Annotated in this window: 20 protein-coding genes; 12 read left to right on the forward strand and 8 right to left on the reverse strand. The window is 39.7% G+C overall.

The window, feature by feature from the left end; translation table 11 throughout:
- Positions 1–45 precede the first annotated feature (45 nt).
- The 4 genes from EZJ28_RS04145 to mscL are packed head-to-tail and all read left to right on the forward strand — an operon-like array spanning position 46 to position 5,493.
- Complete coding sequence (locus tag EZJ28_RS04145) at positions 46–1,911, forward strand: DNA topoisomerase IV subunit B (RefSeq protein WP_131395240.1); 1,866 nt, start codon at positions 46–48, stop codon at positions 1,909–1,911.
- The gene (locus EZJ28_RS04150; RefSeq protein WP_131395242.1) at positions 1,908–2,402 is read left to right on the forward strand and encodes a hypothetical protein; all 495 of its coding nucleotides are present in this window, start codon (positions 1,908–1,910) and stop codon (positions 2,400–2,402) included. Before EZJ28_RS04145 ends, EZJ28_RS04150 begins: the two co-directional genes overlap by 4 nt.
- Positions 2,402–5,047 (forward strand): DNA gyrase/topoisomerase IV subunit A, encoded by a 2,646-nt coding sequence (locus EZJ28_RS04155; protein WP_131395244.1) that lies wholly within the window; start codon positions 2,402–2,404, stop codon positions 5,045–5,047. The genes EZJ28_RS04150 and EZJ28_RS04155 overlap by 1 nt, the downstream gene beginning before the upstream one ends.
- Positions 5,047–5,493 (forward strand): large conductance mechanosensitive channel protein MscL, encoded by a 447-nt coding sequence (gene mscL, locus EZJ28_RS04160; RefSeq protein ID WP_131395246.1) that lies wholly within the window; start codon positions 5,047–5,049, stop codon positions 5,491–5,493. The genes EZJ28_RS04155 and mscL overlap by 1 nt, the downstream gene beginning before the upstream one ends.
- Here mscL and EZJ28_RS04165 read toward each other — a convergent pair.
- Together EZJ28_RS04165 and EZJ28_RS04170 are read right to left on the reverse strand one after the other, a co-directional pair.
- Positions 5,490–5,870 carry a DNA topoisomerase IV gene (locus tag EZJ28_RS04165; protein ID WP_131395248.1) on the reverse strand — a complete coding sequence of 127 codons (381 nt, stop codon included), beginning with the start codon at positions 5,868–5,870 and terminating at the stop codon, positions 5,490–5,492. The two genes, mscL and EZJ28_RS04165, sit on opposite strands and share 4 nt — an antisense overlap.
- Before the next feature lie 31 nt (positions 5,871–5,901).
- Positions 5,902–6,327 carry a helix-turn-helix transcriptional regulator gene (locus EZJ28_RS04170; protein ID WP_131395250.1) on the reverse strand — a complete coding sequence of 142 codons (426 nt, stop codon included), beginning with the start codon at positions 6,325–6,327 and terminating at the stop codon, positions 5,902–5,904.
- Between the two features lie 238 nt (positions 6,328–6,565).
- Between EZJ28_RS04170 and EZJ28_RS04175 the strand changes: the two genes are divergently transcribed.
- The 6 genes from EZJ28_RS04175 to EZJ28_RS04200 all read left to right on the forward strand — a co-directional run bounded on the left by EZJ28_RS04175 (position 6,566) and on the right by EZJ28_RS04200 (position 13,184).
- Entirely contained in the window at positions 6,566–7,774 is a 1,209-nt protein-coding gene (locus tag EZJ28_RS04175) for a M14 metallopeptidase family protein (protein ID WP_131395252.1), read from the forward strand.
- Positions 7,775–7,846: 72 nt separating this feature from the next.
- On the forward strand, positions 7,847–8,326 hold the full coding sequence (locus tag EZJ28_RS04180; RefSeq protein WP_131395255.1) for an Lrp/AsnC family transcriptional regulator: 480 nt from the start codon (positions 7,847–7,849) through the stop codon (positions 8,324–8,326).
- A 94-nt stretch (positions 8,327–8,420) separates the two neighbouring features.
- A complete protein-coding gene (locus EZJ28_RS04185) occupies positions 8,421–11,003 on the forward strand; it encodes a phosphoenolpyruvate carboxylase (RefSeq protein WP_131395257.1) in 2,583 nt (860 codons plus the stop codon).
- 5 nt (positions 11,004–11,008) lie between these two features.
- Positions 11,009–11,527: a DinB family protein gene (locus EZJ28_RS04190; RefSeq protein ID WP_131395259.1), complete on the forward strand. Its 519-nt coding sequence runs from the start codon at positions 11,009–11,011 to the stop codon at positions 11,525–11,527.
- Positions 11,527–12,534: a YihY/virulence factor BrkB family protein gene (locus EZJ28_RS04195; RefSeq protein WP_131395261.1), complete on the forward strand. Its 1,008-nt coding sequence runs from the start codon at positions 11,527–11,529 to the stop codon at positions 12,532–12,534. The genes EZJ28_RS04190 and EZJ28_RS04195 overlap by 1 nt, the downstream gene beginning before the upstream one ends.
- Positions 12,535–12,635: 101 nt before the next feature.
- Positions 12,636–13,184, forward strand: a complete 549-nt coding sequence (locus EZJ28_RS04200; protein ID WP_131395263.1) for a type 1 glutamine amidotransferase domain-containing protein — start codon at positions 12,636–12,638, stop codon at positions 13,182–13,184.
- A 49-nt stretch (positions 13,185–13,233) separates the two neighbouring features.
- Here the strand turns inward: EZJ28_RS04200 and EZJ28_RS04205 are convergent, their stop codons facing one another.
- Both EZJ28_RS04205 and aroB read right to left on the reverse strand, forming a co-directional pair.
- Entirely contained in the window at positions 13,234–13,548 is a 315-nt protein-coding gene (locus tag EZJ28_RS04205; RefSeq protein ID WP_131395265.1) for a hypothetical protein, read from the reverse strand.
- A 91-nt stretch (positions 13,549–13,639) separates the two neighbouring features.
- Positions 13,640–14,710, reverse strand: a complete 1,071-nt coding sequence (gene aroB, locus EZJ28_RS04210; protein WP_131395267.1) for a 3-dehydroquinate synthase — start codon at positions 14,708–14,710, stop codon at positions 13,640–13,642.
- A 91-nt stretch (positions 14,711–14,801) separates the two neighbouring features.
- Here aroB and EZJ28_RS04215 point away from each other — a divergent pair, with 91 nt between their 5' ends.
- Complete coding sequence (locus EZJ28_RS04215; RefSeq protein ID WP_131395269.1) at positions 14,802–16,001, forward strand: proline dehydrogenase family protein; 1,200 nt, start codon at positions 14,802–14,804, stop codon at positions 15,999–16,001.
- Between the two features lie 6 nt (positions 16,002–16,007).
- Positions 16,008–16,547 carry a 1-acyl-sn-glycerol-3-phosphate acyltransferase gene (locus tag EZJ28_RS04220; RefSeq protein WP_131395271.1) on the forward strand — a complete coding sequence of 180 codons (540 nt, stop codon included), beginning with the start codon at positions 16,008–16,010 and terminating at the stop codon, positions 16,545–16,547.
- On the opposite strand, the gene EZJ28_RS04225 is transcribed toward EZJ28_RS04220, so the two are convergent.
- The 4 genes from EZJ28_RS04225 to gcvT form a co-directional block, all read right to left on the reverse strand.
- Positions 16,548–17,267, reverse strand: a complete 720-nt coding sequence (locus tag EZJ28_RS04225; protein WP_131395273.1) for a YebC/PmpR family DNA-binding transcriptional regulator — start codon at positions 17,265–17,267, stop codon at positions 16,548–16,550. It abuts the gene before it with no gap.
- Between the two features lie 90 nt (positions 17,268–17,357).
- Complete coding sequence (locus tag EZJ28_RS04230; protein ID WP_131395275.1) at positions 17,358–17,648, reverse strand: 4a-hydroxytetrahydrobiopterin dehydratase; 291 nt, start codon at positions 17,646–17,648, stop codon at positions 17,358–17,360.
- Positions 17,649–17,731: 83 nt separating this feature from the next.
- Positions 17,732–18,547, reverse strand: coding sequence for a sugar nucleotide-binding protein (locus tag EZJ28_RS04235; RefSeq protein ID WP_131395277.1), 816 nt, complete (start codon positions 18,545–18,547; stop codon positions 17,732–17,734).
- Positions 18,548–18,552: 5 nt separating this feature from the next.
- A complete protein-coding gene (gene gcvT, locus EZJ28_RS04240) occupies positions 18,553–19,635 on the reverse strand; it encodes a glycine cleavage system aminomethyltransferase GcvT (RefSeq protein WP_131395279.1) in 1,083 nt (360 codons plus the stop codon).
- Between the last annotated feature and the right edge of the window lie 15 nt (positions 19,636–19,650).

Here is a 19,650-nt window from a genome sequence, read left to right on the forward strand (position 1 = left end):
TTTTAGGTATTGCCTTATATTAGGGCCATAACTCCATGACTACTTATGAGCGAGAATACTACTAAATACACTGAAGATAATATTCGGTCATTAGACTGGAAAGAACACATCCGCATGCGTCCCGGGATGTATATCGGGAAGCTGGGAGATGGTTCCAGTCAGGATGACGGGATCTATATTCTTCTAAAAGAGGTTTTAGATAACAGTATTGACGAATTCGTAATGGGTGCGGGGAAAACTATCGAGATCTCCGTACAAAACCAGCGCGTTATTGTTCGGGATTATGGTAGAGGTATACCACTTGGAAAAGTGGTAGATGTGGTTTCCAAGATGAATACCGGTGGTAAATATGATACCCGGGCCTTCAAGAAATCTGTTGGACTTAATGGTGTGGGTACCAAAGCGGTAAATGCGCTTTCATCCTATTTTCGAGTGGAATCTTCCCGAGACGGAAAAAGTCATGCCGCCGAATTTGAACAGGGGAATTTAACCGATGAAGAACATCTCGATGAAACTTCGCGTCGAAGAGGTACCAAGATCACTTTTATTCCAGATGAGGTAATCTTCAAGAACTATAAGTTTCGTAACGAGTACATTGAAAAAATGCTCAAGAACTATGTATATCTCAATCCGGGATTGACCATAGTTTTTAATGGAGAAAAATTCTATTCTGAAAATGGTCTTAAAGACCTTCTAAAGGATAGCATTAGCGATGAGGATATGTTATATCCCATCATTCATATGCGCGGGGATGACATTGAAGTGGCCATTACCCATAGTAAATCCCAGTATAGTGAGGAATACCATTCCTTTGTAAACGGCCAGAACACCTCTCAGGGAGGAACTCATCTGTCTGCCTTTCGTGAAGCAGTGGTCAAAACGGTACGCGAATTTTACGGTAAGAATTATGAAGCAAGCGATATAAGAAAATCGATCGTGGCTGCTATAAGTATAAAAGTGATGGAGCCTGTCTTTGAGAGTCAGACCAAGACTAAATTAGGTTCCACTGATATGGGGGGAGACCTTCCTACGGTACGTACTTATATAAACGATTTTGTAAAAAGAAATCTTGATAATTATCTACATAAGAATCCTGAAACCGCTGAAAAGCTTCATAGAAAGATATTGCAGGCTGAGCGCGAAAGGAAGGATCTTTCTGGTATTAGGAAACTTGCTAAGGATCGTGCAAAAAAAGCCAGTCTTCATAATAAGAAATTAAGGGATTGCAGGGTGCATCTTGGTGATAGCAAGCATGAGCGTTGTCTTGAAACAACTCTTTTCATAACAGAGGGTGATTCTGCGAGTGGATCCATTACAAAGAGCAGGGATGTGATGACCCAGGCGGTTTTCAGTCTTAAAGGGAAGCCTTTGAACAGTTATGGGCTCTCCAAGAAGATTGTTTATGAAAATGAAGAATTTAACCTGCTGCAGGCCGCTTTAAATATTGAAGAATCCCTGGAAGATCTCAGGTATCATAATATTGTGATCGCTACCGATGCCGACGTGGATGGAATGCACATCAGGTTACTGCTTATAACATTTTTCCTTCAGTTCTTCCCGGAGCTCATAAAGGAAAACCACCTTTATATATTGCAAACCCCTTTATTCAGGGTGAGGAATAAAAAGGAAACCATTTATTGCTATAGCGAAATGGAGCGTAAACAGGCAATCGAAAAACTTTCCGGAAAAGTTGAGATCACCCGCTTCAAAGGTCTTGGAGAGATCTCGCCAGATGAATTCAAGCATTTTATAGGTGATGATATTCGTCTTGATCCGGTGATGCTGGACAGGGAGAAATCTATAGAAGAAATGCTGAGTTTCTATATGGGCAAGAATACACCCGACAGACAGGAATTCATCATTGATAATCTGAAAGTTGAACTTGATCTGGTAGAAGAACTGGGCATATGAGATTCACAAACCGAAACGAGATCAAGATAATCCCTTCGATTTATATCGTTTTAATAGCGGTATTCATTACCAATGTCTTTGTGAACATTGAGATAATGGCGTCTTCGGAGACTGAACAGGAGATCGGTTTCAGTCATTTGGTTCCTAATATAGTTACTCTTTTACTTGGTTTATATGTACACCGCATTGGCCAGAGTTTTGATTTTGACAGCGACGGTGAAACACTCAATTTTAAGAATAATGGGGTGTTTTTTTCAAAATTCATGGAATACAGGGTCAAGAAAGCCGAATTCCCCAAACGAAAACTGGGTAAGTTCAAATTCATTGATTATGGGATATATTCGGCACTTACCATTTATATCAAATCAAGAAGAAAGAAAGGATATAGAAAATATACATTCAATACTACATTTTTAACCCGAAAAAAGAAAAAGGGGATGGTGGCCTCGCTTCAAAAAGTACTGGAAACCACACCTAAAGTTACTGCCTAATGGAAGAAAATCTAGACGGAGCTCAGGAAGAGCAGTTTGAAGAAAAGAAAGAAGAACTTATTAGGGTAACCGGAATGTACAAAGACTGGTTCCTGGATTACGCTTCATATGTGATCCTGGAACGGGCGGTACCCGCAATAGAAGACGGCTTTAAACCCGTACAGCGCCGTATCATGCACTCCATGAAAGACCTGGATGATGGGCGTTACAACAAAGTGGCGAATATTGTTGGTCATACCATGCAGTATCACCCTCATGGTGATGCCAGTATCGGCGATGCAATGGTTCAGATAGGGCAGAAGGACCTGCTTATTGACACTCAGGGTAACTGGGGAAATATTCTTACCGGTGACCGTGCGGCGGCCCCACGTTATATTGAGGCCCGACTGTCAAAATTCGCTCTTGAAGTACTCTACAGCCCGAAACTTACTGAATGGCAATTGTCTTATGATGGCAGAAAACAGGAACCTGTTAATTTGCCTGTAAAGTTCCCGTTATTACTTGCACAGGGAGCCGAAGGGATTGCCGTTGGACTGAGCACAAGGATACTTCCGCATAATTTTAACGAAATAATTGAAGCCTCCATCAGTCATTTGAGAGGTAAAAAATTCAAACTTTTCCCTGATTTCCCTACTGGCGGTATCGCTGACATCAGTAATTATAATGATGGAAAACGGGGAGGACGAGTTCGAATCAGGGCTAAGATAAGCCAGGTGGATAAAAATACGCTGGCCATTACTGAGATCCCTTACGGCACAAACACTTCCAGCCTCATCGATTCTATATTAAAAGCTAATGATAAAGGGAAGATAAAGATCAAAAAGATCGAGGATAATACTGCCGCAGAGGTTGAGATCCTTATTCATTTACCAAATAATATATCACCAGATAAAACCATTGATGCACTTTATGCTTTTACACAGTGCGAAAATTCACTGGCACCTTTAGGCTGTGTGATCATTGACCATAAACCAATTTTTCTTGGAGTTTCGGAGATTCTTCGCCGGTCTACAGATCATACGCTTCACCTTCTTAAGAGCGAACTTGAAATAAAGCTTGACGAACTTGAAGAGCAGTGGCATTTTGCATCTCTGGAAAGAATTTTTATTGAGAACCGTATTTATCGTGATATTGAAGAGGAAGAGACCTGGGAAGGTGTTATTCAGGCTATTGATAAAGGTTTAAAGCCTCATACTGAACATCTGAAGCGGGAAGTAACTGAAGAGGATATCGTTAGATTGACCGAGATCCGTATCAAGAGAATTTCAAAATTCGATATAGATAAGGCTCAGCAAAAGATTGATGCTTTGGAAGGGGATATTGCCCAGGTGAAACATCATCTTGATAATATTGTCGATTTCGCCGTGGATTACTTTAAGAAACTGAAAAAGGACTATGGTAACGGCAGGGAGCGTAAGACAGAACTTCGACTTTTTGAAGATATTGAGGCCACCAAAGTGGTTATCAGAAATACCAAGTTGTATGTAAACAGGGCAGAAGGTTTTATAGGAACAGCTCTCAAAAAAGACGAATACGTTACCGATTGTTCAGATATAGATGACGTGATCTGTTTCACAGCAGACGGGAAAATGATGGTGACCAAGGTCGATACAAAAACATTTATCGGGAAGGACATTATACATGTTGCTATTTTCAAGAAGAAAGACAAGCGTACCATATATAACATGATTTATCGTGATGGTAAAGGCGGAAAGACACATGTGAAACGTTTTGCCGTGACTTCCATCACCAGAGACAGGGAATATGACCTTACCCAGGGGAAGAAAGACTCTAAAGTTCTTTATTTTTCAGCTAATCCTAACGGGGAAGCCGAAGTGGTAACTGTATTGCTAAGACAGGTGGGAAGCATACGAAAACTGAAGTTCGAGGTAGACTTTGCCGATGTTCTTATCAAGGGCCGAAACGTCAAAGGGAATATTGTCACAAAATATTCGGTGAAGCGTATAGAACTGAAAGAAGAAGGTGTATCTACCCTGAAACCCCGAAGGATTTGGTTTGATGAGACGGTGAAAAGGCTTAATGTGGATGAGAGAGGCGAGCTGTTGGGTGAATTCAAAGGTGAGGACAGGTTATTGATAATCACTCAGGATGGAATTGCAAAAACGATTAAACCTGAGCTAACCACAAGGTTTGATGATGAAATGATCGTTCTGGAAAAATGGGTGAAGAACAAACCTGTTTCTGCGATCTACTGGGAACCTGAAAAGGAGCGCTATTATGTTAAGCGTTTTTTAATTGAACATCCCGATAAGGAGGAGAAATTCATCAGTGAGCATGAAGATTCATTTTTAGAGATCGTTTCAACAGATTATTACCCCAGGGCTGAAGTTGTTTATACTAAACCAAAAGGAAAAGAACGCCGAGAAAATGACATCATCAATCTTGAAGAGTTTATTTCGGTGAAGGGTATCAAGGCTCTTGGGAATCAACTTACCTCAGAAAAAGTGAATCAGGTAAATCTTTTGGATCCGATTCCTTATGAAGGGCAGGAAGATCCGGAAGAGGAAAAAGATAAAGAGGTAGAGCAGGATGAAGTTAGTGGTGAGGATATCAAAGAAGGTGAAATTACGGTGCCTGATACAAAGCCAGGAACAGATGGACAGGCATCATTATTTGATGATTAATGGGATTATTTAAAGAATTCAAAGAATTTGCTGTTAAGGGCAACATGGTAGATATGGCCGTGGGTATCATTATTGGTACTGCTTTTAACAGTGTGGTAGATGTGCTTGTCAAGCAGATCATCATGCCGCCCCTGAGCCTGATGACTGATGGAATCAATTATGCCGACCGTAAAATGGTTTTAAGGGAGGCGGTTGGTACCGAAGGGACTGCAGATTTTGTTAAGGAAGTATCTATAGGTTATGGATTGCTTATAGAAACACTTATTGATTTTCTGGTTATAGGTTTTGTGGTTTTTATCGTCGTAAAATTTATGAACCGTTTTCGAAATAAGGCCCAGGATCCAAAGAACGAGAAGGTGGTAACTCCAAAAGACATTGAATTGCTTTCTAACCTGAACGACCTCATGGAAGAACAGAACAAGCTGCTGCGAGAACGTCAGAATTAATTAACAGAAGAGACCTTTCTCACTTCTCCTCTTGCTTTTCGGGGATCGCCTACCTGGCCGTATTCAAAAGTATAGCCATTCTGGGAAGTTGTTAGAATTTTTATATGAATGGGCTTTTCTTCAGCCATTCCATCGGGATAGAGGTTTTTGAGAATATATTCGCAATCATTGATCCACCGGACAGAGGAAGTATCAATGTCTCCCTGAAATTCTTCAATTTCGATACTATCGTTTCTTACAAATCTTGAAGTGACGAGCTCTCCGTTGAGATAGGTTTCAAATTCATAGGTGCCGGTCCTATAGTCTTGACATTTTCTTTCTGCATTGAAGCAGGAGCTTAACATAAGAACAGCTATTAGTGCCAGTAATTTTTTCATACTGCAAAATAATTCAAATTATCTGGCAAAATCAATTTTCAAAAGCGTCAAAACTACCATCGGTGTAAAAAATCACAATCTTCTGAATCTTTTTTCCTGAACCGCTCATTGTTGTAACGGTCTGTGAGATATTTTGCTGCGGCTGAGTTATTTTTTCTTCCATAGGGGGGTAAGCAGGAGAACTGTCTTTCTTTTCAGTTTCTGAAGATATCGCTGAAGGAGTTTCCGGAACAGACGGGAATTTCCCTTTTCCATTAAGTAACCAGTAGAGTTCTACTTCAGGGAAATTCTTTACCACCTTCATCACAAATTCGAGACTCGGTTTATTTCTACCTGATAGAATATGGGAAATGGAAGACCGGCCCACATCAATTTTATCGGCGAATGCAGCAGCCGAAAGATCATAATAATCCAGGATTTTATTGAGACGTGAAGCGAACTTTTCAGTGTTTACCATTGTAACACGAGTTAGTTAATTTATCTATTTACAAATGTAAATATTAATTAGCAAACCAGGCTATTACAATTGTAAACAATTTTTAAGGAAGTAAACTTATTATTTAAATAAAAAGCCTTAACTAACTAAAATACAGATTATTAAAATAATTATTGCATCAAATAGGATATTTTCCAAGTTCATTATGCTGGGTTAGGTTAAGATTGTTTACAATTGTACACGAAACGAAGGAAATCCTATGTTTACATTTGTGAAACATGGAATGTTTAGTTTTGTAAACATGAAAAATGATGTCCTTAAAGAACTCTTTTTAGATAGCTTCTATCGGGAAGTGAAATTTGAAAAGATTACTGGTAGATATGTCTCTCCTTCTCATCTTGATATTGTGTTAAAGGAATTTGAGAATTATTTCGAGTTGACGGAAATTGGAAGATCTGTGGAGAACAGACCGGTGTTTATGTATAAACTTGGTAAAGGTAAAAGAAAGGTTCTGGCGTGGTCTCAAATGCACGGAAATGAATCTACAACCACCAAGGCAGTTATTGATCTTCTGAAGGCCTTTAATATAAGAGGGCTTCATCCTATTCTAGCTGAAATACTGGAGAGTTGTAGTCTTTATTTTATCCCTATGCTGAATCCTGATGGTGCCAGGGCCTATACCCGTGTTAATGCGAACTCGGTAGACCTTAACAGGGATATGCAGGATCTGAGTCAGCCGGAAAGCAGGATTTTAAAGGAGCAGTTTGAGAAAATCCAGCCGGATTTTTGTCTGAATCTCCATGATCAGAGAACTATTTTTAGTGCCGGACCATATGCCAGGCCCGCGACCCTTTCTTTTTTAACGCCTTCAAAAGACCCGGAAAGGAGTATTGATGAGGCTCGAAAAATCAGTATGGGGCTTATTGCCGGGATTGCAGAAGATTTAAGCGAGCAGTTGCCTGGGCAAATAGGAAGGTATGATGATGCGTTTAATATAAATTGTGCGGGGGATACGTTTCAACATCTGTCAGCTCCAACCATTTTGTTTGAGGCAGGACATTATAAGGAGGATTATGAAAGGGAAGAGGTTCGTAAATATGTGTTTAGGTCTCTAGTTTCCTGCTTGTATCAGATCTCGACCAATGAATCTCTGTCTCAGGATTATAAAAGTTATTTTGAAATTCCTGAGAATCAGAAACTATTCAATGATGTTGTTATCCGGGAGGTAGAATTGGATGGGGAAATCTGCGAGGTAGGGATTCAATTTAAAGAAATACTGCGGGATTCCAGGATAGAATTCGAACCTGTGGTGGAAAACACTGGGATGAAAATTGAAAAATTTGGTCATAGGGAGATAAAGGGGAATAAGCAAAAAATATCATTACCGGATGGAAGGAAGCTTGTCGAAAACGTTGTAGTTAATAAAATTCTCTTAAATACTGCAGAAATACAGGTTAAATCTCGATAATTATCAAATTAATTATCAAAAATTCAATGATTTTGTCTTAATTTTGAACTTCATTAAAAAAGAAGTTTAGAAATGGCCAAGTTCAAATTAGACGAAACCGACCACCAGATTCTTGATATGCTTATCGAGAATACTAGGACTCCATTTACTGATATTGCCAAAAAATTGCTAATATCTGCAGGGACCGTTCATGTGCGGGTGAAAAAAATGGAAGAAGCGGGGATCATCATTGGGTCTTCACTTACCCTGGATTATAAAAAACTGGGATACGCCTTTATTGCTTATGTGGGTGTATTCCTAAAGAATACCTCGCAAACCAAATTTGTTCTGGAGAGAATAAATGATATACCCTTTGTAACTGTGGCTCACGTTACTACCGGTAAATTCAATGTGTTCTGTAAAATAAGAGCAAGAAACACCCAGCACGCCAAGGAAATCATCTTCCAGTTGGATGATATTGAGGGTGTGTACCGTACCGAAACTATGATTTCGCTTGAAGAAAGTATTAATGATAAAAAACGGCTGATGCATTCCATTTTTAAGGAGTTGTAAACAGTCCTAAACTTTTATTAAAGGCCCTTTAGACTGTTTTGTTTAAGGGGTTTTTTTATAATTTTAAAAGAAAAGAATACCCTAAAACTAAATTATGCACAGAGAACCGAGATTGGAAAGATTTAATGATAATGTCCTGGCGAAATATCAGGTTTACAACAGTATTTTCCTAACATTACCTTATGATGAAATTAGTAGAACAGGATCTCTTTTACCTCTATTTCAGGAGATTTGCGAAACAGGCTTTCAGGAGAATAAAAACCCATCTGAAATAGTAGATCGTTTTTTTGAAAAATATGGTGAAAATCCTTCAGAAGAAGAGAAAATAGATCTTCTCTTCCGATTTATTCAGTATATAGAAAGACAGGTAGTCCTTTTTGACGCCATTGAAGATGCTTCTTTTCCTATAGTCAATAATATGGATGGCCGGGGAACTTTAAGGAGTGTGAAGGAAGAAGCCGAGGCTAAACAGAAGCTGGAGGAGTTAAAGGAGTATTTGCGCAGATTTAAGATAAGACCTACTCTTACTGCTCACCCCACGCAATTCTATCCCGGTTCTGTACTGGGGATCATAACAGATCTGGATAAGGCGATCCAGAAAAATGATCTTGTTAAGATCAAACAGTTGTTAGGCCAGTTGGGGAAAACCCCATTCTTTAAAAAAGAAAAGCCTACGCCTTATGATGAGGCGGTAAACCTTATCTGGTATTTCGAAAATGTCTTTTATCAGAGTGCCAGTAAAATACATAATTACCTGCAGCAAAACATATTCGATGGTGAGGAGATAGGTAACCAGGTTATAAATCTTGGATTCTGGCCGGGAGGTGACCGTGATGGTAATCCTTTCGTAACTACCGATATCACCTTAAGAGTAGCTAAGCGATTACGACGAACTATCTTTCTGAATTACTATAGAGACATCAGGAAGCTGAAGCGTAGACTTACTTTTAGAGGCGTTAGTGAGCTTATGAATGACCTTGAGAGAGGTCTTTACGAATCGGCTATTTCAAAAACCGGAGAGGTTAAACTATCACTTGAAGATTTTGAGTCTAAACTCGAAGAGATCAAAGGAATACTAGTTAAAGATCATCAGTCCTTGTTCCTTGATGAAGTAAATGACATGCTGAACAAAGTGAAGCTTTTTGGTTATCATTTTGCCACTCTGGATATACGTCAGGATTCAAGAATACATCAGGAAGTTCTGGAAGAGATTGTTAAGGTAACTTCTAATTCGGAAAAACTGCTTCCTTCCAATTTCGGAGAACTGGATGAAGATAAGCAGGTAGAGCTCCTCAGTAATGTCCAGGGAAAACTTGATCCCGAAGATTTTGAAGAAGGAATGGGTAAAGCCACCATTTCTTCTATCTATGCTATGCAGGAGATCCAGCAGAAAAGTGGTGAGGCAGGTGCCAATCGTTATATCATAAGTAACTGTGGTAGTGTTCAGGGAGTGCTCCAGCCCTTCGCATTTTTGAGAATGTGTGGATGGGAAAAACCCACTGTAGATGTGATACCTCTATTTGAAACCGTTCCTGATCTCCAGAATGCTCATAATGTTATGGAGACCCTATATAAAAATCCTGTATATAAAGAGCATTTGGAAAGAAGAGGGAACAAGCAGACAATTATGCTGGGCTTTAGTGACGGAACCAAAGACGGAGGTTACCTTATGGCTAACTGGAGTATCTATAAAGCAAAAGAAGCACTGACCAAAATTTCCAGGGAATATGGAATTAAAGTGGTGTTCTTTGATGGTAGGGGTGGACCACCGGCAAGAGGTGGAGGAAAGACCCACCAGTTCTATGCTTCATTAGGGCCAACCATAGAAAACGAGGAGATACAGCTTACCGTTCAGGGGCAGACCATTAGTTCTAATTTTGGTACAAAGGATTCCTGTACCTATAACCTGGAGCAATTACTGAGTTCTGGTGTTTCTAATGAGATCTTCAGCGATGGTGAGAATATTCTGAGCGGTGAAGACAGGAAGACCATGATAGAATTAGCAGAGATTAGCTATAACACCTATACTAATTTTAAAAAGCATCCGAGGTTCATCCCTTATCTTGAGAAGATGAGTACTCTAAAGTACTATGCCAAAACAAATATTGGGAGCAGGCCTTCCAAGCGTAATAAATCGGCAGAATTGAATCTTTCTGATCTCAGAGCCATACCTTTTGTAGGTAGCTGGAGTCAGCTGAAGCAGAATGTCCCTGGTTTCTTTGGTGTTGGAACGGCTATGGAGGAGCTTGAAAAAAGAGGTGAATTTGACAGGGTAGAACAACTTTACGAAAACTCTGAGTTTTTCCGCACATTATTGGAAAATAGCATGATGAGCCTTACCAAGTCTTTCTTTCCTTTAACAGCCTATATGAAGAATGATCCTGAGTTTGGTGAGTTCTGGGAGTTGATACATCAGGAATTCGAACGGTCTAACAGGATGCTGTTAAAAGTGACCGGCTACAATCACCTAATGCAAAATCAACCTGCAATGAGAGCTTCTATTCAGGCCAGGGAACGTATAGTATTGCCACTACTTACCATACAGCAGCATGCTCTAAGGAAAGTGCAGGAGCTAAGCAGGGATACTGAAAATAATGCTGATAAACTGGATACCTATGAAAAAATGGTGACTCGTTCCCTGTATGGTAATATTAATGCAAGTAGAAACTCAGCATAAAAGCAATGAAAAAGTCTGAACTTACCAGAGGCGAGATCGGTGATTTTTACTGGGGATATATTAATTTAATTCCTGAGGATGCCGAGCTTATTGATACTCTTAAAAAGAACACCGACGAAATTCTTGAATTTCTTAAAACGATCCCCGGTGAGAAGTGGAGGTATAGTTATGCTGCCGGGAAATGGAGCGTATTAGAGATCGTTCAGCATCTTATAGATACCGAGCGCATTTTCCAGTACCGGGCGTTATGTTTTGCCCGAAATGAATCTAAGTCTCTGCCAGGCTTTGATCATGATGCCTATGTACTTAATTCCTCTTCAGAAAGACGGGAGCCGGACGAACTGCTAAAAGAGTTCAGAGCCGTAAGGGAATCAGGGATTTTTCTTTTTAAGAGTTTTACAGATCAAATGCTGGGAGTTAAAGGCATGATGAACGATATGACTGCAACAGCCCGCGCCATTGGCTTTATCATGGCCGGGCATGCGTTGCATCATAAAGACATCATAACTAACCGATATCTTTGATGTGGAACTCCGTAAAAATATTCTTTAAACTACTCAAAAAAACTTATATAAGCTGGAACAAGAATGAACCTTATGCTCGTAGCGCAACCATAGCTTATTATGCGCTTTTCTCTCTTCCATCTCTTTTAATAATTGTAGTCAGCATAGCCGGATATTTTTTCGGTAGAGAAGCTGTTAGGGGGAGATTAATGGGCGAGATTTCTGAATTTATTGGTGAGGATACGGCCAATGCCGTAGAAAATATGATAGAGAATGCGGCGCTTTCTCAGGATTCTACGTGGGCTGTTATCTTTGGACTTGCTATGCTGGTATTTGGTGCTACCGGAGTTTTTTTTCAGCTGAAGATAGCCATGAACAATATCTGGAATGTTGCTGCTAAAAAATCTGATTTCTTTCGCCTGCTTCTGGATCGTATCATTTCTCTGGGGATGGTATTTGTAATTGGACTTCTTTTGCTTATTGCACTTGTGGTATCCACGGTCATTAAACTTATTTCTGATAAGATTGCCCAATTCATGCCCAATATTACAGAGTTTGTAGTGATCATAGCAGACTTTGCTTTGTCTTTTCTATTTATTACCAGTCTCTTTGCCATGATATTTAAATTGCTACCGGATATAAAAATAAGACTCCGTACCACTTTCATGGGAGCCGGGCTCACAACCATTCTTTTCCTGCTGGGAGAATATCTTATCAGTTTCTATTTTGGAAAAAGTGAACCTGCCTCCGTATATGGTGGGGCATCTTCTGTAGTCCTTATTCTGCTATGGGTATATTACACCTGTCTTATTCTTTTTTTTGGAGCTGAATTTACCGTACAGTATGCTTTATTGAAAAAGGAGAAAGTGGAACCCAATCGTTTCGGTGAACCTGCAATCTATCAGGAAATGGAAAAGCTGAAACAAAGACGTATCCAGTTAAAGGAAGAAAAACATATCATAGATCGACTTAAATCTCATCTTGATATTGATGAAAAGGAGGATAGAAATAATGAACCTTCTACTTAATAAAGGTTTAACTTTATGTCTTTCAGTTTTAGTAGGGCCTTAATACAAATTGCCTTAACTGCTCATTATCTTTGAGTAAACTAAAAAAATCAAACTTTATTATGGAAAAGAGAATCGCAATTTTAGCCACAAATGGCTTTGAAGAAAGCGAACTGGTTTCCCCAAAGGAAGCTATGGAGAAAGAAGGATTTAAAGTGGATATTGTTAGCCTTGAAAAAGGAAAGATCAAAGCCTGGGATAAAGATGACTGGGGTAAGGAATATGATGTGGATCACTCACTTGAGGAAGTGTCTGCGAAAGATTATAATGCCCTTGTATTGCCAGGTGGTGTTATAAATCCTGATAATCTTAGAAGAGAGGAATCTGCACTCATCTTTGTCAGGGATTTCTTTAAACAAGGTAAGCCGGTAGGGGCAATCTGCCATGCTGCATGGACCCTTATAAGTGCCGAGGTTGTTAAAGGAAGAACAATGACATCTTTCCATTCTATTCGGAAAGATGTGGAGAATGCAGGCACTCTTTGGGTAGACGAAGAGGTAGTGGTAGATGAGGCGCTGGTAACCAGTAGAAATCCCGGTGATCTGCCTGCCTTTAACTCGAAGGTGATAGAGGAGATTAAGGAGGGTAAGCATGACCTTCAGCATGCCTGATAAAAAATTGACCTAAAAATAAAAAGGAACGCTTTTCGCGTTCCTTTTTTTATTTATCAAGATCATCATCTTCATCTCCCGTATCTTCATCGTTTTTCTCAGGAATCTCTACAATTGGATCATTGAACTCGGAATCTTCGTAGTCATCTTCATCAAAATTCGCCATTGTATTTTCAAGACGTGTGCTCACTTTTACCAGGTATATGGTATCATCGGTACGCACTTCCACAGCGTCTACCGTCTCATTTTTGGCATTCTTAAATGAAATAATGTGATCGTCATCGTAGCCATCAGGGTATTTCTCTACCAGGAGGCCAAGAATTTCAGGGGTGAGCTTTTTGTAGTCTACGATTATCCTTTTCATAGTTTGAATGGTTTATGCAAGTATAAATAAAAAATTAAATTGCATACAAAACATTGTGGCTAATTATATTTAATTTTTAATATCTTAATAATCAGATATTTGTATAACACCTAAATGCTTTTGTTACCATATCATCCGGAACTACAATATCTATCACCGGTTTACCAACATCTTTGAGAAGTACAAAATTGATATTCCCTCTCTCATTTTTTTTATCGAATTTCATGAGGTCTTTTATAGGTTCGATATCTTCTTCATGAAAAAATTCCTTACCGTAAATATCAAGGATCACGTTGCGTATGTTTTCAAACTTCTCTTGAGGAAAATCTTCCAGTTCTGTTGAAATATAGGTTTCCATAATCATGCCTATGGCAATGGCTTCTCCATGCAGCAATTTTTTTCTTTCTGGATGGGTAAGGCAATACGATTCTATGGCGTGGCCCAACGTATGTCCAAAATTTAAGGTTTTTCTAAGGTTGTCTTCATAAGGGTCTTTGGTGACAACCTCCTTTTTAATTTCAACCGATTCCTTGATCACATCTTCAAGATCTGAAAGATCAAGCCTGTCCAACCTGGAGACCTTCTCCCAGTAGCTTTCACTCGCTATTAGCCCGTGCTTCAGAATTTCTGCAAGGCCGCTCCTCATTTCTTCTTGAGGAAGGGTGGAAAGGAATTGTGTATCTATCAACACCATTTCGGGCTGGTTGATCACCCCTATCTGATTTTTCAGATTACCTAAATCGACTCCCGTTTTACCTCCAACCGAGGCATCTACCATAGCCAGAAGGGTAGTGGGAACATTAATGAATTTGATCCCACGTTTAAATGCTGATGCAACAAATCCGCCAAGATCGGTCACCACGCCACCACCCAGGTTGATCATTAGGCTCTTACGGTCGGCGCCTAGTTCAGAAAGGGCATTCCAGACACCTTCACAGGTTTGTAGATTCTTGAATTCTTCACCTGCTTCTATTTCGATTATTTCGGTAGAAGGAACATTTTTAAATCTTTGCATGAATCTGGCGAGGCAATGTTCATGGGTGTTGGAATCCACCAGAATAAAGATCTTGGAAGGGTCATTTTTCTCCAGAAATTGATCGAGGTTTTGGTAGGCGTTTTCAGCATAGAGAACAGGGTTCAAAGAAGCTGGTAAATCAGTCATTGTAATAGCTTTTAAACCCCCGAAAATAAAGAGAAATTATTAATTAAATTCAAGTTCCAATAATTATATTTGCGCTAAGTACTACCACACCATGATTAGAAAAAAAATCTTCAACAACACCAAAGCGGCATTTAAGCTCAAATCAAATACTGAGCTTGACAGAGCGCTTTTCCTTTTTGGATTAATGAAACATCCCCTAATTGTTAATTCGGGTATTTTTTTAACAAATCTTTCCCTAAAATTACATCTGCCGGTTGAGACGCTTATTAAGAAGACGATCTTCGAACAATTTTGTGGGGGCGTCACGGAAGAAGACTGCAAGCCGGTAACAAAAGAAATGTACAATGAAGGCCTGCATAGTATTCTGGATTATTCGGTTGAGGGTAAAGAGACCGAAGCGGAATTTGATGCCGCTCTTGAAAAAAAACTTAGTCTTATAGAATATGCGAAGAATAGTGACGAGGTGTCCTTTGCTATGTTCAAACCTACAGGAATTGGTAGGTTTGAAATATGGGAAAAGGTTAGTGAAAGAATAAGTCTTTCTGAAGAGGAGAAGGAAGAATGGGAAAGAGTTCAAAAAAGAGTTGATGCACTTTGTAAGAGGGCTCACGAACTTAAGGTTAGATTATATGCTGATGCTGAAGAAACCTGGATGCAAAGGGCTGCTGATGAGCTCATGGAAGAAATGATGCGGAAATATAATAAAGAAGAGACGCTCATTTTTAATACACTTCAGTGTTACAGATGGGACCGATTGGCTTATTTGAAAGACCTTCACGAAAAAGGTAAAAAGGAAGGTTTTAAAGTTGGGGCCAAGATCGTTAGGGGTGCCTATATGGAAAAGGAGAATGCACGTGCTAAAAAACTGGGCTATCCTACTCCGATTTGTGAAAGCAAAGAGGCTACTGATGTTAATTTCAACAGTGTGCTTTCTTATTGCCTTAACCATCTGGAAGATATTTCTGTATTTATAGGAACTCATAACGAAGTTAGCAGTTATCTGGCTCTTCAGATCATAGAAGACAAGGGGCTTTCTATAGATGACGAGCGTATCTGGTTTAGTCAGTTATACGGGATGAGTGATCATATTAGTTATAACCTGGCAAGAAAGGGTTATAATTCTGTGAAACTGGTTCCATTCGGGCCTGTACGGGATGTGGTGCCATACCTTATGCGCAGGGCACAGGAGAACACTTCGGTGAAAGGACAAACCGGTAGGGAATTATCGCTTCTCCGAGAAGAAAAAAAGAGGCGAAAAGGTGACAAATCTGTAAAGCATTCCCGCGAATAGAAAAATATGCGCTGGCTGGCAAAGCTTATTTATTTTAATGTTTTAGGCTGGAAACTGAAGAATTTCTTTGATCCTGCCATAAAGAAATGCGTGGTGATCGTGGCTCCCCACACGAGCTCTTATGATTTCTTTATTGGCTTATTGGTAAGAAGTATCATTAAGGTTCATATAGATTTCGTTGGTAAAAAAGAACTTTTCAAGCCGCCTTTCGGATGGTATTTCAGAATGGTTGGAGGCTCACCTCTGGACAGAACTGGTAATCAGAAGAAGGTGGATGCGATCGCTGAATTATTCGATAATAATGAAATTTTCAGGCTGGCACTTTCACCTGAGGGTACAAGAAAGAAGACCGAAAGGTGGAAAAGTGGCTTTTATTTTATAGCGCTAAAGGCAGAGGCACCCATAATCCCGGTGGTTTTCGATTTTGGAACGAAAACCGTAACAATTAACAAGGCATTTTATCCTACCGGTAATTATGAAAATGACCTGGCTGAGATCATGAAATTTTATAAAGGAGCCCAGGGAAAGATCCCTGAAAATTTCTGATTAATCTTCAGAAATTTCCATCGTATGATAGACGTTTTGTACGTCATCATCTTCTTCCAGTTTTTCCAGGAGTTTTTCCACATCTGCTGCCTGTTCAGCAGAGAGACTTTTTGTGACCTGTGGGATTCTTTCAAAACCTGATGAGATGATCTCGATTTCACGATTTTCCAGTTCCTTCTGGATACTTCCAAAGTACTGGAAAGGTGCATAGATATGAATTCCGTCTTCGTCTTCAAAGACTTCTTCCGCTCCAAAATCTATTAGTTCCAATTCAAGTTCTTCCGGATCCACACCTTCAGCATTAACCCTGAAATTGCAGGTATGGTCAAACATGAATTCTACAGAACCTGAAGTGCCAAGGTTACCATCACATTTATTGAAATGAGACCTGATATTCGCAACGGTTCGGTTATTATTATCGGTTGCTGTTTCTACAAGGACGGCGATCCCGTGAGGGGCGTAACCTTCAAAAAGAACAACCTTATATTCTCCCTGGGATTTATCGCTGGCTCTCTTGATGGCCCGCTCAATATTATCCTTAGGCATATTAACGCTTTTAGCGTTCTGAATAACAGCACGTAGTTTGGCATTGGAATCAGGATCGGGGCCGCCTTCCTTTACAGCCATAACAATATCTTTTCCAATCCTGGTGAACGCTTTGGCCATTGCAGACCAACGTTTCATCTTACGTGCTTTACGAAATTCAAATGCTCTTCCCATGCTAGTTCAAAATAATATGCGAGCAAAAATATAAAAAAGCTCCTAATATTCTTTGGAAAATTAGGAGCCTTTGAGAGATCTTTGTTGGTATTAATTAGAAGGATCTACGATTTCTTCAATCGCCCGGGCCAGTTTGAAATCCTTTTCCGTAACGCCGTCTGCGTCATGAGTGGAAAGTGAGATCTCCAGCTGATTATAAACATTACCCCAGTTGGGGTGATGTTGCTGAGCCTCGGCCTCAAAAGCTATACGCGTCATTACGGTAAAAGCCTCTTTGAAGTTCTCAAATTGGAAAGAGGTATGAATGGCATTTTTAGCATAGGTCCAACCCTTAAAATTCTCTAATTTATTCTGAATTTCGTTTTCGCTTAATTTTTTCATCAGTTTAAGTTTTTAGCATCTTAAAGTTAGAAAAAAGAAAGCAATACAGGGTAGGGAGACTTGCTTTAATATAAGATTAACAGCTATTTGCTAATGGAAGCCTCTATTACCTGGCTAATAGTGATCTCCAGGTTTTTTGGGAGTTTATTGTCTTTTGGCAGCACGGCCAGAAATCTGTCGTAGTTGGAATCATATACGTTCTTGAAGAGGGGAGCATCGTAACCCAGCCCTTCACAGATCTCTTCAATAAAATCCTTTTGATGAGTAAGGTCTGAACTTCCCAGATGAAAAACACCCTGTCGGTTCCTGTTGATGATATAATGAATTTGTTGGGTGACTTTTAGGATTTCGGTGGCGTTAATCACAACATTTGGGAAAACCTCAAGAGGCTCGCCCAGATCAAGTATTGTTTTTATTTCTCTTATTCGAGGAGATGACTTTCCAAACACCATGGGTAATCTTAAGATATTGTACTGGTGATTAGGAAGTCTTAAAAGGGCATTTTCGATCTTTATCTTGAACCGACCATACACGCTTTGACTAAGAGTTTTATCATACTCGTAAGATGGGTAGTTGGTAAATGCATCAAACACATTGGCGGAGCTAAGAAATAATAGCTTGGTATTATGTCTCAGGAGGTAATCGATTATTGAAAAATGAGTAGCTACCTGAGCGTCAAAATTTCCATGCAGGGCAGAAATTATCACATCAGGTTTCAGGTTTTCGAGAAGGATACTGATATTTTCAGTTTCCATATCAAAATGATGAAACTGATGATTGGTATTATAAAATTCTGTCTCGGTTCGGTAGGTGCCGTGGGTATCAAAATAGGAGCATAGCTCTTTGTATAAGGCATTGCCTATAAAACCGCTAGCTCCTAAGATGAGTATTTTTTTCAAATAAATCAGCCTTTATAAAAGGGCAGTTTTACCTGAGTCGCAGGAACAGCTTTTTTTCTTATCTGAATAAAGATTTTATTTCCAATCCCTGCGATCTCTGCCGGTACATATCCCAAACCTATTCCTTTTTCAAGTGAGGGAGACATGGTGCCCGATGTTACTTCACCAATTTTCTTACCATTCTCGTCAACAATATCATAACCCTGTCGCGGAATTCCTCTTTCATCAAGTTCAAAGGCAACCAGCTTGCGTTTTGGACCATTTTCCTTCTCCTGCTTTAAAGCCTCGCTATTGATAAAATCTTTAGTGAATTTTGTGATCCAGCCTAAACCTGCCTCAATAGGGGAAGTAGTTTCATCAATATCGTTCCCGTAAAGACAATAACCCATTTCGAGCCTCAAGGTGTCTCGTGCGGCCAGACCTATAGGCTTTATTCCAAAATCCTTTCCAGCTTCCATTACCGCATCCCAGATCTGCTCTGCATCATCATTTTTGAAATATATTTCAAACCCGCCACTTCCGGTGTATCCGGTCGCTGAAATGATCACTTTATCTACACCGGCAAAATTTCCTACCTCAAAAGTGTAGAATTTCATATTTGAAAGGTCGATATCGGTAAGGGATTGCATAGCTTGAGCGGCTTTGGGCCCTTGTATCGCAAGCAGAGACATCTCATCGCTCATATCACGCATGGTAGCGTCCATGGTGTTGTGCTGGGCGATCCAGTTCCAGTCTTTCTCGATATTGGAAGCATTGACCACCAGAAGATATTTTTCAGGGTCTATTCTATAGATGATAAGGTCATCTACAATGCCGCTATCATGATTTGGCATACATGAATACTGAGCCTTCCCGTCAACAAGTTTTGACGCATCGTTAGAACTTATCTTTTGTATGAGCTTCAGTGCATGCTCCCCAGTGATAAGAAATTCGCCCATATGAGAAACATCAAAAACACCAAGCTTATTTCTAACAGTCTCATGTTCAATGTTAACTCCTTCATAGGATACTGGCATATTAAAACCAGCGAAGGGAACCATTTTAGCGTTTAGTTCTTTATGTTTTGAAGACAGGGCTATTTCTTTCATTTTTTTAAAAATTTG

Origin of the sequence: Gramella sp. KN1008, assembly GCF_004332155.1 — a bacterium.
In the GTDB taxonomy this organism is placed as follows: Bacteria; Bacteroidota; Bacteroidia; order Flavobacteriales; family Flavobacteriaceae; genus Christiangramia.

Coding starts and splice junctions, on each gene's coding strand:
- EZJ28_RS04145 (WP_131395240.1), top strand. CDS start 46: ATGAGCGAGAATACTACTAAATACACTGAAGATAATATTCGGTCATTA.
- EZJ28_RS04150 (WP_131395242.1), top strand. CDS start 1,908: ATGAGATTCACAAACCGAAACGAGATCAAGATAATCCCTTCGATTTAT.
- EZJ28_RS04155 (WP_131395244.1), top strand. CDS start 2,402: ATGGAAGAAAATCTAGACGGAGCTCAGGAAGAGCAGTTTGAAGAAAAG.
- mscL (WP_131395246.1), top strand. CDS start 5,047: ATGGGATTATTTAAAGAATTCAAAGAATTTGCTGTTAAGGGCAACATG.
- EZJ28_RS04165 (WP_131395248.1), bottom strand. CDS start 5,870: ATGAAAAAATTACTGGCACTAATAGCTGTTCTTATGTTAAGCTCCTGC.
- EZJ28_RS04170 (WP_131395250.1), bottom strand. CDS start 6,327: ATGGTAAACACTGAAAAGTTCGCTTCACGTCTCAATAAAATCCTGGAT.
- EZJ28_RS04175 (WP_131395252.1), top strand. CDS start 6,566: ATGTTTACATTTGTGAAACATGGAATGTTTAGTTTTGTAAACATGAAA.
- EZJ28_RS04180 (WP_131395255.1), top strand. CDS start 7,847: ATGGCCAAGTTCAAATTAGACGAAACCGACCACCAGATTCTTGATATG.
- EZJ28_RS04185 (WP_131395257.1), top strand. CDS start 8,421: ATGCACAGAGAACCGAGATTGGAAAGATTTAATGATAATGTCCTGGCG.
- EZJ28_RS04190 (WP_131395259.1), top strand. CDS start 11,009: ATGAAAAAGTCTGAACTTACCAGAGGCGAGATCGGTGATTTTTACTGG.
- EZJ28_RS04195 (WP_131395261.1), top strand. CDS start 11,527: ATGTGGAACTCCGTAAAAATATTCTTTAAACTACTCAAAAAAACTTAT.
- EZJ28_RS04200 (WP_131395263.1), top strand. CDS start 12,636: ATGGAAAAGAGAATCGCAATTTTAGCCACAAATGGCTTTGAAGAAAGC.
- EZJ28_RS04205 (WP_131395265.1), bottom strand. CDS start 13,548: ATGAAAAGGATAATCGTAGACTACAAAAAGCTCACCCCTGAAATTCTT.
- aroB (WP_131395267.1), bottom strand. CDS start 14,710: ATGACTGATTTACCAGCTTCTTTGAACCCTGTTCTCTATGCTGAAAAC.
- EZJ28_RS04215 (WP_131395269.1), top strand. CDS start 14,802: ATGATTAGAAAAAAAATCTTCAACAACACCAAAGCGGCATTTAAGCTC.
- EZJ28_RS04220 (WP_131395271.1), top strand. CDS start 16,008: ATGCGCTGGCTGGCAAAGCTTATTTATTTTAATGTTTTAGGCTGGAAA.
- EZJ28_RS04225 (WP_131395273.1), bottom strand. CDS start 17,267: ATGGGAAGAGCATTTGAATTTCGTAAAGCACGTAAGATGAAACGTTGG.
- EZJ28_RS04230 (WP_131395275.1), bottom strand. CDS start 17,648: ATGAAAAAATTAAGCGAAAACGAAATTCAGAATAAATTAGAGAATTTT.
- gcvT (WP_131395279.1), bottom strand. CDS start 19,635: ATGAAAGAAATAGCCCTGTCTTCAAAACATAAAGAACTAAACGCTAAA.